This is a genomic window from Okeania sp. (genome assembly GCF_035285525.1).
Classification (GTDB): domain Bacteria; phylum Cyanobacteriota; class Cyanobacteriia; order Cyanobacteriales; family Microcoleaceae; genus Trichodesmium.
In genome coordinates this window covers 1-16839 of record NZ_JAYKGW010000121.1, presented here as the reverse complement: position 1 = coordinate 16839, position 16839 = coordinate 1, and the positions used below count along the sequence as shown (strand labels likewise).

General features: G+C 38.1%; 13 protein-coding genes. 9 read left to right on the top strand and 4 right to left on the bottom strand.

The window, feature by feature from the left end; translation table 11 throughout:
- Window positions 1-90: IS630 transposase-related protein (locus VKJ25_RS11555; protein ID WP_324236783.1), on the bottom strand; the 90-nt coding region annotated here is incomplete at its 3' end.
- Window positions 91-751: 661 nt separating this feature from the next.
- Between VKJ25_RS11555 and cimA the strand changes: the two genes are divergently transcribed.
- The 7 genes from cimA to VKJ25_RS11520 all read left to right on the top strand — a co-directional run bounded on the left by cimA (window position 752) and on the right by VKJ25_RS11520 (window position 4609).
- A complete protein-coding gene (gene cimA, locus VKJ25_RS11550) occupies window positions 752-2347 on the top strand; it encodes a citramalate synthase (RefSeq protein ID WP_324236780.1) in 1596 nt (531 codons plus the stop codon).
- 328 nt (window positions 2348-2675) lie between these two features.
- Complete coding sequence (locus VKJ25_RS11545) at window positions 2676-2873, top strand: hypothetical protein (RefSeq protein ID WP_324236779.1); 198 nt, start codon at window positions 2676-2678, stop codon at window positions 2871-2873.
- A 108-nt stretch (window positions 2874-2981) separates the two neighbouring features.
- Complete coding sequence (locus tag VKJ25_RS11540; RefSeq protein WP_324236778.1) at window positions 2982-3149, top strand: hypothetical protein; 168 nt, start codon at window positions 2982-2984, stop codon at window positions 3147-3149.
- Between the two features lie 594 nt (window positions 3150-3743).
- The gene (locus VKJ25_RS11535) at window positions 3744-3902 is read left to right on the top strand and encodes a type II toxin-antitoxin system HicB family antitoxin (RefSeq protein ID WP_324236782.1); all 159 of its coding nucleotides are present in this window, start codon (window positions 3744-3746) and stop codon (window positions 3900-3902) included.
- A 4-nt stretch (window positions 3903-3906) separates the two neighbouring features.
- A complete protein-coding gene (locus tag VKJ25_RS11530; protein ID WP_324236777.1) occupies window positions 3907-4152 on the top strand; it encodes a UPF0175 family protein in 246 nt (81 codons plus the stop codon).
- Window positions 4149-4328, top strand: a complete 180-nt coding sequence (locus VKJ25_RS11525; RefSeq protein ID WP_324236776.1) for a PIN domain-containing protein — start codon at window positions 4149-4151, stop codon at window positions 4326-4328. Before VKJ25_RS11530 ends, VKJ25_RS11525 begins: the two co-directional genes overlap by 4 nt.
- 140 nt (window positions 4329-4468) lie before the next feature.
- Entirely contained in the window at window positions 4469-4609 is a 141-nt protein-coding gene (locus VKJ25_RS11520; protein WP_324236775.1) for a DUF3368 domain-containing protein, read from the top strand.
- 469 nt (window positions 4610-5078) lie between these two features.
- On the opposite strand, the gene VKJ25_RS11515 is transcribed toward VKJ25_RS11520, so the two are convergent.
- The gene (locus VKJ25_RS11515) at window positions 5079-7922 is read right to left on the bottom strand and encodes a calcium-binding protein (protein ID WP_324236774.1); all 2844 of its coding nucleotides are present in this window, start codon (window positions 7920-7922) and stop codon (window positions 5079-5081) included.
- 848 nt (window positions 7923-8770) lie between these two features.
- Here VKJ25_RS11515 and VKJ25_RS11510 point away from each other — a divergent pair.
- Window positions 8771-12637: a PPC domain-containing protein gene (locus VKJ25_RS11510; RefSeq protein ID WP_324236773.1), complete on the top strand. Its 3867-nt coding sequence runs from the start codon at window positions 8771-8773 to the stop codon at window positions 12635-12637.
- Between the two features lie 510 nt (window positions 12638-13147).
- Here the strand turns inward: VKJ25_RS11510 and VKJ25_RS11505 are convergent.
- A complete protein-coding gene (locus tag VKJ25_RS11505) occupies window positions 13148-13276 on the bottom strand; it encodes a hypothetical protein (RefSeq protein WP_324236772.1) in 129 nt (42 codons plus the stop codon).
- A gap of 815 nt (window positions 13277-14091) precedes the next feature.
- Window positions 14092-15162, bottom strand: coding sequence for a DALR anticodon-binding domain-containing protein (locus VKJ25_RS11500; protein WP_324236771.1), 1071 nt, complete (start codon window positions 15160-15162; stop codon window positions 14092-14094).
- A gap of 728 nt (window positions 15163-15890) precedes the next feature.
- On the opposite strand from VKJ25_RS11500, the gene VKJ25_RS11495 reads away from it, so the two are divergent.
- The gene (locus VKJ25_RS11495) at window positions 15891-16673 is read left to right on the top strand and encodes a Crp/Fnr family transcriptional regulator (protein ID WP_483143742.1); all 783 of its coding nucleotides are present in this window, start codon (window positions 15891-15893) and stop codon (window positions 16671-16673) included.
- Window positions 16674-16839: the final 166 nt, after the last annotated feature.

Sequence of the window (16839 nt, the reverse complement as noted above, 5' to 3'; positions counted from 1 at the left end):
CACTTTATAGATTCTGGAGGCCGATAAAATACTTCCTCCGTTTTCTATATAATCAATGACTCTTGTTCGTAAATCTAGACTGTAAGACATTATTTAAAATGATTTATATTTTACTCTTTATATTGTATCACTCTTATTCAGAATGACTATATATAGTATCTTGCTGTAAGTGTTGAACAATCTGGTTTTTTGAGAACAGGAAAGAAAGAGACAATAAGTATAGATATGATGGTTGAAACTGTTGTGGAATAGTTTTGAAACTTTATATTGTATATAGTATCTTGCTGTAAGTGTTGAACAATCTGGTTTTTTGAGAACAGGAAAGAAAGAGACAATAAGTATAGATATGATGGTTGAAACTATTGTGGAATAGTTTTGAAACTTTATATTATATATAGTATCTTGCTGTAAGTGTTGAACAATCTGGTTTTTTGAGAACAGGAAAGAAAGAGACAATAACTATAAATATGATGGTTGAAACTGTTGTGGAATAGTTTTGAAACTTTATATTATATATAGTATCTTGGTGTAAGTGTTGAACAATCTGGTTTTTTGAGAACAGGAAAGAAAGAGACAATAACTATTTGCTACGGTTCCCGATAAATTGTATAATAAGGTTCTACCATTATTGGCTCAAACTCCTAGTTTGTAGAGGGTACGGTTCCCGATAAATTGGAGACCAAACCCTTACAACCAGAGAATTATGCCTATACTAACGGACTTGATATTACTATCTAACACCTAATTAATAATGAAAAAAATCTGGATTTACGACACAACTCTGCGTGACGGTGCACAACGAGAAGGACTCTCCCTATCCCTCGAAGATAAACTACGCATCGCTCACCAACTTGACACTTTAGGCATTCCCTTTATCGAAGGGGGTTGGCCTGGAGCAAATCCTAAAGACGTACAATTTTTCTGGCATCTCAAAGAGCAACCCCTGACTCAAGCAGAAGTGGTAGCATTTTGTTCTACCCGTCGTCCGGGAAAAGAGGCAGCATCTGACAAAACTCTCCAACCTATTTTGTCTGCGGGTACACGGTGGGTGACAATTTTTGGTAAATCTTGGGATTTGCACGTTACCGAAGGGTTGAAAACTACTCTCGAAGAAAATCTAGCAATGATTTCAGATACAATCTCTTTTCTCCGCAGTCAAGGTCGTCAGGTTATTTACGATGCCGAACATTGGTTTGATGGTTACAAAAATAATCCCGACTACGCTTTACAAACTTTAGTTGCTGCCAACAATAGTGGAGCAGAATGGTTAGTTCTCTGCGATACTAACGGTGGCACTCTTCCTCACGAAGTTACTCAAATAGTCGCCGATGTTACTCAAGCGTTACCCAATGCCAAGTTAGGCATTCACACTCACAATGATTCCGGTACTGCTGTTGCTAATGCGTTGTCAGCAGTAATGGAAGGAGCGTTGATGGTACAGGGAACTATTAATGGTTATGGGGAACGTTGTGGTAATGCTGACCTTTGTACTTTAATTCCTAATTTGCAAATTAAGTTGGGTTATGACTGCATTCAACCTCAAGAATTAGAAAAACTGACTCAGACGAGTCGCTATATCAGTGAAATAGTTAATCTTGCTCCTGACGATCATGCACCATTTGTGGGTTTATCTGCTTTTGCTCATAAAGGTGGTATTCATGTATCGGCAGTACAACGTAATCCTCTAACCTATGAACATATTCAACCGCAACAGGTAGGAAATGGTCGTCGCATCGTGATTTCTGACCAAGCAGGTTTAAGTAATGTGTTAGCAAAAGCACAAACTTTCGGTATTGAGCTAGATCGGCAAAATCCTGCTTGTCGGGAAATTTTGGATAAGTTAAAAGAGTTGGAAAATGAGGGATATCAATTTGAGGGTGCAGAAGCAAGTTTTGAATTATTGATGCGAACCGCTTTGGAGCAACGGGAGCATTTCTTTGAAATTAAGGGTTTTCAAGTGCATTTGGATAAAGAGAGTGCTAAAATTTCTAATTCTCTGGCAACGGTGAAGGTTGCTGTTAACGGTCAAGATATTCTGGAAGCAGCGGAAGGCAATGGTCCGGTTTCCGCTTTGGATGCTGCTTTAAGGAAAGCATTGGAAAATTTTTATCCAGCGATCGCTAATTTTTATTTAACAGATTATAAGGTGAGAATTTTGGATGGTAAAGCGGGTACTTCTGCGAAAACCAGGGTATTAATAGAATCGAGTAATGGTCAACAACGGTGGACGACTGTGGGAGTTTCTAATAATATTTTGGATGCTTCTTATCAAGCAGTTGTTGAAGGTTTGGAGTATGGTTTGATGTTGGAAAGTCAGTGTGAAGAAACTGTAGTGACTGTGGTTTAGATGATCATTAAAAAACCAGAGTCATAGTAATTTTTAAACAGATCAACCAAACAATCAAAACCATAATTTTGTAGAGACGTTTCATAAAACGTTTCTACTTAATTTATGCTCAAATAAAAACTGGTGTAAATTTTTCAAAATAATCGTTAACTGCTTTGGTATAATCATGGAATAAAACATCAGTTAGTCAAAAATTCAAAATAAGGAATTATAGAAGGGTTATGATGTTTACTTCCTGAGTTACTAATTCCTCAAGATAATATTGAGTAAACTAGCTTTATTTTTTTGTAAAATGCAATCAATAAACTCCTAAATTTAAAAAAATTCTATGTCTCAAAGCACCTTAATATCAACAAAAATTCCACCCTTGGAAAATGGTGATAAACTTACTTGTATTGAATTTGAAAGGCGTTATGAACAGATGCCTCATCTTAAAAAAGTTGAACTAATTGTAGGAATTGTTTATATAGCATCACCTTTAAGAATTAATCAACATGGAGAACCATGGGGTTCAATTATAACATGACTTGGTTTCTATAAAGCCTCTACTCCTAATCTTCAACTAGAGAATAATTGTACAGTACGTCTTGATGGATAAAATGAACCTAAAGCGGATGTTTTACTGATAATTACTGTGGATGGTCAATCAAAAATTAGTGAAGATGGCTGTGTAGAAGTTGCGCCAGAATTAATTGTAGAAATTGCCGCCAGTATCCCATCTATTGATTTACATCAAAAATTAAAAACCTATCAAAATAATCAATTTCAAAAATCTTTAATTCGGCGATTGTATGACATATAAATTGATTAATTTAGGCTAAAAAAAGGAAAATATATTAATTTTAAAGTCAATAAAAAAGTATTATTTTTAGTCAATATTTCCCTGGATTATGGTTAGCTAAAGAAGCTTTACTTTCGGTAAACTTATCAAGCATTAGCAATTTTATAGCAGAGATTAAATTCTTCATAATATCAAAACTTCCTCAAAAAAAAATGAGCAAAAATCATGATTAAATCCTTAGTATTTTGATATAGTTTTATTATTCAAGAAGGAAAGAAAAGCTCATATTTTTAAAGACCGTGCTACAAAAAGATAGAATTAGTATTGGTAGAGCGCGTCGTTGGGCTGTAATTAATTTGTTAGAGTCTAAACAGGAAATTGCCAAATGCGGTATTTCTATCCATTAGACATCTCCAAAAATCAAAAATATCATCAATTATTATCCATAAATCATCAATTAATCTTCCCCATTCTCTGTTCCCAGTTAAGTGTTCCCTCTTCTCCGGAGATGTTTATTATGATGTTGAAGAGTTTGAAGAAGACGTTTTTAGAGAAAGCACTATTCCTTAATTTTCGTGCTCAAATCAATAAGTCAGTTAACGAATATAACTATAAATATATAAAGTTGTATTAGAACCAATTGAGGAAGGTGGATATACGGTTTATGTTCCTTCACTTCCTGGTTGTATTAGTGAAAGAGAAACTATTGAGGAGGCAATGACTAATATCCAAGATGCTATAAAACTTTATCCTAAACCTATTAAAAGGAGGTAAAAAAATGAGTGTAGTTATTCCTGATGACGTGCTGAAATCGGCTCGAATGTCTGAATCACAATTAAAGTTGGAAATTGCTATTATGTTATTTCAACAAGATAGAATTAGTATTGGTAAAGCTTGTGGATGGGCTGGAATTAATTTGTTAGAGTTTCAGCGGGAAATTGCCAAAGGCGGTATTTGCATCCATTATGATGTTGAAGAGTTTGAGGAGGACATTAAAACTTTACAGGAAATGGGTAGGTTATGATAGTTGTCAGCGATACTTCACTCATTACTAATTTCTCAGCAGTCGGAGCTTTGGAACTTCTGGAGCAACTTTACGATCGCGTCATTATTCCTCAAGGAGTTTATGATGAAATGGCTTCTCTAAGATATGAAGTGTCGGGTACGGTTGAGGTTCAAACTTTATTTAGATTGGATTGAAAATCGGAAAGTTGAAAATCGCCAGGGAGTATGGGAACAGCAGAGGCAGTCATTTTAGCTTTGGAACTGGATGCAGATTTGTTACTGCTAGATGAGCGTAGGGGAAGAGTAGGGGAAGAAAAGTAGCTTTGGAGTTGGGAGTGAATAAAATAAGTGGGTTGTTAGCTGTATTGCAGGAAGGGAAGAGAAAAGGTTTGATTTTAGAAATTAAGCCAATCTTGGAGCGGTTGATTTCTGAAAAGAATTTTCGGATTAGCCTTAGCCTCTACAATAGAGTTTGACAATTTGCTGGTGAGTGAAGTTGTGTTAGTTGACTAGCGATCGCTGCTCAAATCTAGCTGGTTTGGGAAAAGAGTAACTGCCTCTTGACAACAACTATTCTTAGTAGATGATTATGAGCGGGTGGATGGCCGTCTTTGATCTGGGGATTTTTTTAGTATTGCGATCATCGCTCGTCAAATCTAGTTGGTTTGGGAGAGGAGCGATAATGCTCCGCACTGCTGGCGCGATCGCTAATTCGTATTTCCTCCCGTCATTGCGAGGGGGTCGCTGAAAGCTACATCAGTTTCGGAGGCGCGTGAGGTACAAAATTTTATTTTCTGTTTAGTAATTCTGGTAACATAACCTTCCAGGTTGTTACAGCAAACGAAGGCTGTGCTACAAAGATATTTAAGTGTACCTCAACATCCTCATGCATTGCTGTAAGTTTTTTTTCAAGAGCATTTCCTCCCCCGAAGCAATCTCTATACTCTAATTCTGTAAGATAAAATCGGTACGACTGAGAGCTGGTTCGTTGGTTAAAATGGCAAATTTGCCGCCACTGCCAAAACCAGCGACATCGCCGTTGGCGTTGTAAAATAGGTCTCCAGTGCTGGAGTTGTATACAATTTCGGCGCTGCTGGTAGCTGCGTCGGCATTGTCTTTAAGAATGGCGAAATCTTTAGCGGACAGGCGGTTGCCTGCTCTGCTATCGAGACTGGTGAAAGTAGTTTTGTCGAGAACGATGTGGTCTTGACCTACAATAAAATCTGTAATTGTATCTACACCGAAGTCTCCTGTGCGAAAACGTCGTTCGCTGTCGTAGATAAAGCGGTCTTTGCCACCGCCACCAGTTAAGGTGTCGTTGCCAGAATTTCCAGTGAGGCGATCGTTGCCTGTTCTACCTATAAGTTCGTCTCTGCCACTGCCACCGATCAAGTTATCGTTGCCACTACCACCATTTAACGTATCGTTACCTGCACCACCGTTGATAACGTCGTTACCAGTACCACCGTTGACGATATCATGGCCTGAGCCACCGAGGATGTTGTCATTACCGCCACCGCTATTGATGGTGTCGTTGCCTGCTTGACCATCAATTTGGTTTTGACTTCGGTTGCCATCGATCTGGTTTTTACCTTGGCCACCAATACCTTTAAGGGGTTTGCTACCAGTGAGGACGATGTTTTCAACATTCTTGAAGTCTTTGAGATTGATACTAATAGATGCTTGTATAGTGTCCGTTCCGCTGTTACTTTTTTCTTGGATTTTGTCTTTGCTGTTATCTATGATATAGATATCATTACCTAAACCACCATTTAAGGTATCGGCATCCTCACCACCATCAAGGATATCGTTACCGTCACCACCGATAAGGCGATCGCTACCTCTACCTCCATCTAGACTATCGTTTCCGACATCACCGTTTAACTCGTCGTTACCTTCTCCACCGCTAATTGTATCGTTACCACCTTGGCCGTTAATTTTATTGTCAACACGGTTGCCTTGGAGATTATCTGCTTTGTTGGTTCCAGTGGGGTCTTGATTAGATAAACCAAATGCACTTAAACTGTATTCTCCTATATCTAAATACTCACCATCAACTATTACGGTGTAAGTACCATTGCCAGGTAACTGAACATTACTAATTTCTGGATCTAAGCTAGTGAAAGATGTTGATTTGAATTCAGAACCGTCAGGATATAGCACTGTTAACCTTAAACGTCCACCCAAACGGTTGTCTGCTTCCAGGGTAATAACATCTTTAGTTTTGCCTTCAAAAGTAAAAATGTCTTCATCAAAGATAAAGTCGATACTACTATTAATTGTGGCTTTATCTTCTAGTATAGGAGTCGCAGAATCTTGCCTTAAGTTAGATAAACCCAATATGTACTTACCTGTATCTAAATCTTCACCATCGACGATGACAGTATAAGTACCATTACTAGGTAACTGGATGCGACTAATTTCTGGATTTGAGCTGTAGAAGTATGTTGATTCCAATTCAGAACCGTCAGGATTTAGCAGTGTTAAACTTAAACCTCCATCGAAGCGCTTGTCTGCACCCAGAGTGATAATATCTCCTGCTTTACCTTCAAAACTAAAAGTATCTTCGTCAAATATAAAGTCGATTTTACCATTGACTGTAGCTCCATCTCCAGATAATTTGGTAGTAGAATCTTGGCTTAAGTTAGATAAACCCAAGGTGTAGTCACCTATATCTAAATTATAGCCATCAACTATGACAGTGTAAGTACCATTACTGGGTAACCGAATGCGACTAATTTTTGGATTTGAGCTGTAGAAAGACGTTGTTGATTCCAATTCAGAACCGTCAGGATTTAGCAGTGTTATACTTAAACCTCCATCGAAGCGCTTGTCTGCACCCAAAGTAATAATTTCTCCTGCTTTACCTTCAAAACTAAAAATATCTTCGTCAAATATAAAGTCGATTTTACCATTCACTGTAGCTCCATCTCCAGATAATTTGGTAGTAGAATCTTGGCTTAAGTTAGATAAACCCAAGGTGTAGTCACCTATATCTGAATCATAGCCATCAACTATGACAGTGTAAGTACCATTACTGGGTAACCGAATGCGACTAATTTCTGGATTTGAGCTGTAGAAGTATGTTGATTCCAATTCAGAACCGTCAGGATTTAGTAGTGTTATACTTAAACGTCCACCCAAACGGTTGTCTGCACCCAGAGTGATAATATCTCCTGCTTTACCCGTAAAAGTAAACTTATCTTCTTCAAAAGGAACAGCGATCGCTCCTTCAATAGTTGCTCCATCCCCAGACAAGGTATTCATCTCGATCGCTATTTCAACTCCATCCAAAATAACAACCGCACTATCATCCTGACTCTGCAAAAACTCCAACTCCAACCCACTCAACACATCCCCCCGTAGTAACCGGGAAAAAATATCTCCTTCATCTCCGACAGCATCCTGACTATTAACAATCGAATCAACAAAATGACCGATTTCCTCCAACCAGACAGCAGCAACTACCTCAGCATTATCAGCATTCCCACTTAAATATTCCTGGGAAAAATAGATCGTATTAGTTTCTGTTGAAAAAGCACCCATCGCCCCATTCATCTCACTGTTAGAGCGAACCTCAATCTCAGGTAAACCCCTAAAATCTCCTGTTCCCCAGACAGTAGCTAACTCAGTCGCCTTCTCCAAGTCAAGGTCGCTGCCAAAAGCAGTCTCCAGATTTCTCAAGAAATTCGGGTTAGTAGCAAAGTTCATCAGGGCATCTTTAGTGGTAGACCAAGCTGACTCCAGAGATGGGCCAGGATAACTGAAGTTGTATTCCAAATCACTCATTGAATGCTCCCCTTGATATAACTGTAAAAAATATAAATTGCACAAATGTCAGTTTATTACAAACTTCAACAGGCTGCAACTTACAGCAGATTTCGGGCAAGGGATCTACAGGGTAAATGCTCAAAATATTGTAGTGGAGGCCGGAAAGCCCGCGAAAGTGTACCTCATATAGCAGAAGGCAGAGGGCAGAGAGAGGGCAGAAGGCAGAAGTAAAAATTTTGCTTTGTCTGGGTTTTAGACTTTTGATGCGTTCTAACCTTTGCTTCGATTGCTATAACTTTGGAAACTGCTGTAACTATAATTTGCCAGGTTTGGCAAAGATGCTTTTTGAGGGATGCCCATCTTTTTTATAGATAGACATTGCTGCTGATGACTAAAAAATGGTCTCTGTGAAAAAAAAGTTGGTTTGGGACACCTCGGATTTTTGAAGTCAAAAACTATGTAGTGTTTTCAGATAAAAAAGGTAATTAATATATATCGTTTTTTCGAGTCAAAAATTATGCACTTTTTCCGGTAAATAATTATGCAGTTGTTTCACAGAAAAAAAGGTAATTAATATATATCGTTTTTTCGAGTCAAAAATTATGCACTTTTTCCGGTAAATAATTAAAATGACTAATTTACCAGGGAAAAAATTTTAAATCTTTACAAAAAGGTGACTTTTCCTAATAGGTGTGTTATTATCCATCCCGAATGCAAACAACTTTGCCAGGAACTACAGAGAATACTATGATGCCGCTAAAAATAAAGAGTGGTTTTGTAGCGATCGCTCTCTAAGAGGACATCCTTAAAATTGGGTGTTCATTTGACCAAATAGTTTACAATACTAAATTTTTCTCAAATAAACAATGAACTTCCTAGAATCAGGGTCAGAAAATAACTCCTTAATTTCAATAGAAAACGAACAGTCCGACTTGACACAAATACCCATCAGTGGTATTCAATCGGATGTGGAAAACCTCTCCCCTTTATTAGAGGAACCTATCGAGTCACCGCTGACAACTTTAGTTGATGAAACTCAAAGTGAAGAGCCAGATACTACCGATGATAATGCCGATATTCTTACTGGTTTAACAAAAGAAGAACCCAGTATAGTTCTCAGAAAGGCTAAAAGTGAAGACCCAGGGAATAATGTGAAAACAGCCTTCGACTTAGGCGAAGTGGGAGATGCTCCAATTACCTACAGTGACGATATTGGTACTACGTCTGGTGGGACTACAGACAAAAATGACTACTACAAATTCACCCTAACAGGGGAAGAAAACGAGGTCAGTATATTAGTAGATAGCCTCACAGATAATGCCAATCTAGAATTACGGGATACAGATGGTAAGTTTGTTTTATCTGAGTCCACAGAAACAGGTAAGAAGGCAGAAAATATTGAAGCAGACTTAGAGAAAGGTACTTATTACTTGCGAGTTTACCCTCAAGGTAATGCTAAAACTGACTATGATCTGACTATTAGTGCTGAGGAAATACTCGAAGACCTCGATCCGGAACCAAGTGGAGCAACTGACTTAGGAGAGTTAGGTAAGAAAGAACAGTCGATCTACGGCGAGATAGGTTTTCGGGAAAAAGGTATCAGAGATATTAGTGACTTCTATCAATTTACTCTCACTGAAGAGTTAAACCATGTCAATGTTGTGTTGGACAGTTTGACAGCTAATGCCAATATCACACTGTTTGATGAGGATGGGGAAACAATTATCAACCAGTCCCGAGAAAAAGGCAAAAAGAAAGAAGAAATAGACCAGGTATTAGAAGCGGGTACTTATTACCTGCAAGTAGAACCCCAGGGAACTGCTAAGACTGAATATCGGTTAAGTGTTGATTCAGACAGAATCTATGATCCTGATGGAACCATCGATTTAGCTCAAAAGATTGAAGTTGGAGAAGAGCCAGAAAATTTTACAGATAAAATTGGCTTCCAAGAGTATGGTCAGCGAGACCAAAGAGATTACTACCAGTTTACCTTGGAAAACGATAAAGAAGTAAACATTACTCTTGACGGTCTCAACCAAAATGCTGACTTAGAATTACAGGACTATCTGGGTAATCTATTATTTAGTTCTAGTCAGAAGAGCAAAGCATTAGATGAAATTACCAGTATATTGGAGCCTGGCGATTATCATATTTTAGTTAAACCTTTTGGTAGTGCTCGCACCAAGTACAATCTCAGCATCAATGCTACCGATCCTAAAGACCTAGATGGTCAAGTTCCTGGTCAAGATCTAGGTAAGCTAGGAGAGGACGAGATTAAAAAAACTGATAATATTGGCTTCACAAAGGGTGGTTTTATAGACGCTAACGACTACTCCAAGTTTGAGCTGACGGAAGAAACTGACTTAACGATACAACTGGATGGGTTGAGTCAGAATGCTGACCTGGAATTATACGACAGTGATGGTACTACTTTATTGTATGAATCCAGTAATAAAGGTAAAGTTGCTGAGGAAATTAATCAAGTTCTTGAGCCAGGAGTATACTACACTCGCGTTAAGAAAGTAGGTAGCAATAAGACAAAATATTCCCTGAGTTTGTCAGGCATTCCTACAGATGATGGTGATGATAATCCTCCTGGTAACGATCTAGAAGTGGTGCTAGGTGAAGACCCAGTAACCATATCTGACCAGGTTGGCTTTACTATCGGTAGTGTCAAGGATTTTCAGGATTACTATAATTTTACTTTGACCAAAGAAAGCGAAGTCAATATTACTTTAGATGGGTTAACCGGTAATGGTAAATTAGAATTACTTGCTGAGGATAATACATCATTATTAGGTACATCTGACAATTCTAAGCAGAAAAGCGAAACTATTGACGAAATTTTGGAACCAGGCACTTATTATGTCCGAGTTTCTCCTGGAGGTAACGGTGCAGGTAAGACCAAATACAATTTGGAAATAAGCGCCGATGAAAATAAGGATGACTACCCTACTCCAGCAACAGCAAAAGAGTTGGGAAATCTCAACCAGAAATTCACCATAGATGAGAATAACGATGTCGGCTTTACCAAGGGAACTATTCGAGATTTAGTTGATTATTTCAGTTTTGAATTAACTGAGTCTGCAGAAGTTAATCTAACTTTGGATAAACTGAACCGGAATGCAAATTTAGAGTTGTTAGATGGAGATGGGGATACAATTCTAGACCAGTCCGAAAATCTTGGAAAAACACAAGAATCTATTACTAAGGAATTAAACCCTGGTACTTATTATGCTCGTGTTATTCCAGTTGGTAAGGCAAAAACTGAATATGAGTTGAGTTTGCAGACAGATCGAGTGCCAACAGTTGTTAAACCTATTGAGGATATCGAGGTAAATGAAGATGCTGCCAACGAAGAAATAGATCTATCTAAGTATTTTACTGATGCTGACAGCGAGCTTATATACAAAGTCACTAAGAACACTAACACAGACCTGGTTAATCCGAGCATTAATGGCGACATACTTACCTTAGACTTTTTAGATGACAAATTTGGTACTACTAATATTAGGGTGAAAGCAACTGCTGCTAATGATGGTAAGTTTGTTACCGATACTTTTGCTGTTAATGTGGCTTCAGTAGAAGACCCCCTAGTAATATCCAATCCCATAGGTAACAAAAATGTATATGAGGATGCTCCTAACCAAACAATTGATTTATTCTCAGTATTTACTGATGCCGATCCCGACAGCATCATCACCTTTGCTACACCAATAAACGACAACCCCGATCTAGTAAATGCAACAATAAAAGGAAACAATCTCATCCTAGACTATTTAGATAATCAGCATGGTAAGGCTGAGATTAGTGTGAGTGCAGAGTCAAACGGTGAAACAAAAACCGATACTTTTACTGTGAAGGTGGTTTCAGTAGACGATCCACCCATCAGACTTAATCCGATACTTGATATAAATGTTGATGAGGATGCTCCTAACCAAACAATAGATTTATCCTCAGTGTTTACTGATATTGACAGCACCCTCACCTTTATACCAACAAACAACAACCCTGGTTTAGTAAGTGCGACAATAGAAGAAAACAATCTCACCCTCGATTTTCTAGATAATAAATTTGGTACGGCTAAGATTAGCGTTGTAGCAAAGTCAAAAGGTAAAACAGTGACTGATACTTTTACTGTCAATGTTGCTCCAATAGACGATCTAGCATTCAAGCGTGGTGAAATACCTGATGTCAATGTCGATGAGGACGCCCCTAACCAAATAATTGATTTATCCTCAGTATTTATTGATATCGACAACCCTTTCACCTTTATACAAACAAACAACAACCCTGGTTTAGTAAGTGAGACAATAGAAGGAAACAATCTCACTCTCGACTTTCTAGATAATCAGTTTGGTAAGGCTGAGATTATGGTTGTAGCAGAGTCAAATGGTCTATTTTTGAGCGATACTTTTGCTATTAATGTGGCTTCAGTAGAAGATATCCTAGTACCAAATCCCATAGATGATATCAATGTCTATAAGAATTCCCCTAACCAAAAAATTGATTTATACTCATTGTTTACCGATCCCGATCCCGACAGCATCATCACCTTTTTAGCACCAACAAACACCAACCCTGGTTTACTAAGTGCAACAATAAAAGGAAACAATCTGATCCTTGACTATCTAGAGAATCAGCTTGGTACGGCTCAGATTACCGTGAGTGCTGTATCAAACGGTCAAACAGTGACTAATACTTTTACTGTTAATGTGGCTCAATGTGGGTAATGCGCCATAGGGTTCTGGGTAAGTCATGGTCATTTCAGCGATCGGTTATCAGTTAACAGTTATCAGTGAACCTCAGACTAAAGTCTGAGGCTGGAAATACTGATTTATCGGGAACCGTGTTAAATATTTTTTCATTCCCGAACCAGGGGAGGCTTTATACCTTCATTTTTTGGTAATGATTGATTATAGTAATGATTCCCATAGTTCAAATTCAGATAACAGGGAACTATAATCATTAATATCCAAGAGCGATCGCTGTCTATTTCCCAGAAAGCGATCGCTCTTCCATACCATCACCACTAGCACCTCGAAAACAGGGAACACTTAACAGGGAACAGGGAACAGTTGGAAAAGTCTTTCCGTGGTTTTTGATTCATCATCAGTTCATGTCTTCATCCCCTTGTCCGTTGCTATATAATATTTTTGTAACCACTCTCACTCATTTAGCCAGGGAACTGGGAACACAGAAGGTGGGAACAGTCTTGCCGTGGTATTTGATTCATCATCAGTTCATGTCTTCATCCCCTTGTCCGTTGCTATATAATATTTTTGTAACCACTCCCACTCATTTAGCCAGCGAAAATCAATAATTGCAGTAGCATCAAGAATTGTTCCTTTAGTTTTTTTATTTAACAGCATAAACCTCAGCTTCTTGACGACGCAACCCTAATTCTTCAATTTTAATATGCAAAAGACATCTCCGGAAAAGAGGAAACAGGTATGGAGGGAATAGGTATGGAGGGGGTAGTAATTGATGATTTATAGATAATCAGGACTTAGGCAAAGGTACTATGTGTAGAGTCAAAAAAACTATTGCACAATAGTTTTGAACTCTATATGTAGCGTCTCTGGGTAAGTCCTAATAATAACAGGACTTACGCATTGGTAACGAGTTTTGGTCATTTGAGATTGCTATCCTGACGGACTGCTTCGCAAACGCGCCTCGCGAGCAATGACAGAAACACATTGTTCTGCGTAAGTCCTAAATAATTGATTCTATTTTTTATTTCTGGAGATCTCTAAAAGTTCTGCTGCTGTTAATCCAGACATTTTGCCAAGTTCGAGACTTTGCCAAATATAGCGCTGCACGCAGGAAACAGGGAACACAGAAGGTGGGAACAGGGAGAATGAATGCCCGATGATATAAGGCTTTTATCTATTGGACAGCTCCTGCAATTTGTCAATATTAAGTGCGCACATTGCTAGAAGTCGTTGATAACGTTGGTTTTCTGCAAAAGCAGGACTTACACAAATTCTGACTAACAGAGACCTAGAAACCGGGTTTCTGGATACTATTCCCTTTTTTGCTACTGCCTACTCCCTACCAGGAATGCGCACCAAGAGATGGTGGGATGGGGAGATGGGGAGATGGGGAGATTGAAGTGTAGATAAAATTATGAACATATACACTTGTAACCGGATTCCTCTCAAGTATTATTCAACCCGACATGATATTACAGTTCTAAAGGTGCTTCAGTATCTAACTTTTCTTCTAATAAAAATCTAAGGAGAGATTGAGTTACCAACACTAAACCTAATCTAGCTTTTGCTAACTCTGGGGTTTCTACTTTAACTTCACCCCATATACGACACTGACGGTAAAATGTTTGAAAAGCGTTACTCAAAGAATTAGCTACTTTTACCCAGTTTATAGATTTTTTAGTGATGGAAACACAATAGATACAATCTAGAGTAGAAGCGATTTCAGCAATGAGTTCATATTCAGCATGATGTAAAAATTGTAATTCTCCATTAATTTTTTGCCAGGGTATAGCTTTAGGAGTTTGAATCAACCAATATTGACTATAGTTTTCTGGAGTTGTTAGCATCAAAGTAATTAAACCATCCCTTTCTCCCATCCGTAATAGGGAACAACAACGAGCATGACTATATTGAATAGGAAACAAATTTACACGGGACTTAGACAAACCAACCAAGAAACCCGGTTTATTGCCATGAGCTTGTTGCTCAAACGATGAAATTTCTTTCAGAAACCCCGTTTCTGCGTAAGTCCTGTTTATAGTTTCATCAGATTGAAGATTAATATCTACCAGAAACTTTGAGCGATCGCTCTTCAGGGAAACAGATGTTAAATTACTTAACCAGTTAGCTATACTCGAATTTGTTATTTTAACGTAAATTATACCAGATGCAATTACTTCCATCCGGAAATCTACTACATTTTTCTTTCCTTCTGTATTAATTATTTCTTGACAATACTTAGCTAACTCAGTAGCAATATTTATTGCTGGTTGCTGCCAAACCGAAGCTAACTTGAGAGCGATCGCCGACTTGTATGTAACTCCTCCAACATCTCTAATCTGCTTAATGGGAATTATGTCATGTCTGTTGGTATTGTTTGTGTAAAAGTTGGAGAAATATCTATCGCCATATAAAGTTTTTTCTTCTCTTAAAGCTTCTTCCTTGCCTTCTCTATACAATACCGATGCTACCGGACATGATCTTACAGCTTTTTGCAATAAGCATAAAATTATGCACTGAAATGATAATTTTGTTACAAACATTACAATTTTCCTTAATATGAACTTACAGCTTTTGGGAATATAGCAACCCCAAAGGCGGTTAGGACATCAACTGATGATGAATCTTAGAAAGCGGAAACACTTGAACAACTTTTCCCGGTTCCCAGTTAAGTGTTCCCTGCAATAAGCATAAAATTATGCACTGAAATGATAATTTTGTTACAACCATTACAATTGTTCCCAGTATGAACTTAGAGCTTTTGGTCATTTCAGTTATCAGTAGAGAGTGAACCTCCGACTAGACTAGGAGGCTTGAAATACTGAGTTAAATATTTTTTCATCCCCGAACCAGGGGAGGCTTTATACCTCATTTTTTGGTAATAAGGATAAAAGTATGCACTAAGATGATAATTTTATTAAAATTGTCACCACCCCATTGAGAAATAGATGTGTTTTTTGCTACACTAATACTAAGGGTAAAATTGGTATAAGCAAATAGACAAATAGATTAATATCCGATCCTATTCTCCTGACTAAATTGATTTTAACCCAAGTCCAACTTTTACCGAAAAATAGGGTCTAAAGCCTCCCTTTTCAAGGGAATGAAAAAAATAAACTTCAGTATTTCAAACCTCTGGATTTCCTGGGGAATGCTGCGCAAACAGCCAAAGGTACTGATAACGAAGTTCCGACCCAGGAGGCTAACTGAATTGTCCAGTTCCTCCCATAGGAGGCTAACTGATAACTGAAATAACCAAAAGAGAGTAATTATGCAATTATCATCACATCCAGACATTCCAGAAATGTCGCTAAATATACAACCTACTGACACTGCAGCACTGAGAAACAGGCCATTTTTAACTTGGCAACTGATTATAGATTGGGCAGAAGAACACTATCGTAGCAGAACTTTTACCAAAGATGAACGTATTCCGGCTCGCCCAGGTTTGCTGTATCTCATCCAAAAAGGAGCTATTCGCCTAGTAGGTAATGCCCACATTAATGCTAGTCGCAATAGAGCTAACAAGTCAAAAATAAGTCCAACTTCAGACCAAGCTTTTCTGGGATTCGTTGGTGCTGGTCAACCATTTGAACTAATAACTCAGTCACCATTTACACTACAAGCTTATGCTCACGCAGATCAAACAACTGTACTTTGGATGTATTGGCATGACCTCGATAACTGGCCTCACTTCCGCAGAGAAGTTCTAGACGCTTTTCGCTATCAACATCAAAGGAAACTTTTGTGGTTGAGTACCCTGGGGCAACGTCGTACTATCGATCGCTTATTTGGATTTATCACACTATTAATTGAAGAATACGGGGAGTCTTGGATTAAGCAAGATAACCCAGAAGTAGTCAGCGGTTATTATTTACCTTGGCCTTTGACTCACGCTCAAATTGGAAGTGCCATCGGTTCTACCCGTGTAACTGTGACTCGTCTTATGGGTAAGTTACGTCAGCAAGGTTTAATCTATATTCAGAATGATAATCTCATCTGTTTGCCAACAGAATCTGCAAAACAAGGGAACAGGTATGGAGGGAACACTTAACTGGAAAGAGTTTCAGTTTTTTTATTTACTTTTTTAGGGTTGCTATATTTGGCAATAAACCTAATACTTAGTAGATTTTGTTCACACTTGTTAATTAATCTCTGGAAAAATATTAGATAGTAGATGATATTATTCCAAATACTTTGGCAAAAATTAAAAATCAGGA

What these genes read in the sequence shown, in the direction of transcription:
- VKJ25_RS11525 (WP_324236776.1), top strand. Translation starts at nt 4,149, where the DNA reads ATGATAGTTGTCAGCGATACTTCACTCATTACTAATTTCTCAGCAGTC.
- VKJ25_RS11505 (WP_324236772.1), bottom strand. Translation starts at nt 13,276, where the DNA reads ATGCTGTTAAATAAAAAAACTAAAGGAACAATTCTTGATGCTACTGCA.
- cimA (WP_324236780.1), top strand. Translation starts at nt 752, where the DNA reads ATGAAAAAAATCTGGATTTACGACACAACTCTGCGTGACGGTGCACAA.
- VKJ25_RS11510 (WP_324236773.1), top strand. Translation starts at nt 8,771, where the DNA reads ATGAACTTCCTAGAATCAGGGTCAGAAAATAACTCCTTAATTTCAATA.
- VKJ25_RS11515 (WP_324236774.1), bottom strand. Translation starts at nt 7,922, where the DNA reads ATGAGTGATTTGGAATACAACTTCAGTTATCCTGGCCCATCTCTGGAG.
- VKJ25_RS11545 (WP_324236779.1), top strand. Translation starts at nt 2,676, where the DNA reads ATGTCTCAAAGCACCTTAATATCAACAAAAATTCCACCCTTGGAAAAT.
- VKJ25_RS11495 (WP_483143742.1), top strand. Translation starts at nt 15,891, where the DNA reads ATGCAATTATCATCACATCCAGACATTCCAGAAATGTCGCTAAATATA.
- VKJ25_RS11500 (WP_324236771.1), bottom strand. Translation starts at nt 15,162, where the DNA reads ATGTTTGTAACAAAATTATCATTTCAGTGCATAATTTTATGCTTATTG.
- VKJ25_RS11530 (WP_324236777.1), top strand. Translation starts at nt 3,907, where the DNA reads ATGAGTGTAGTTATTCCTGATGACGTGCTGAAATCGGCTCGAATGTCT.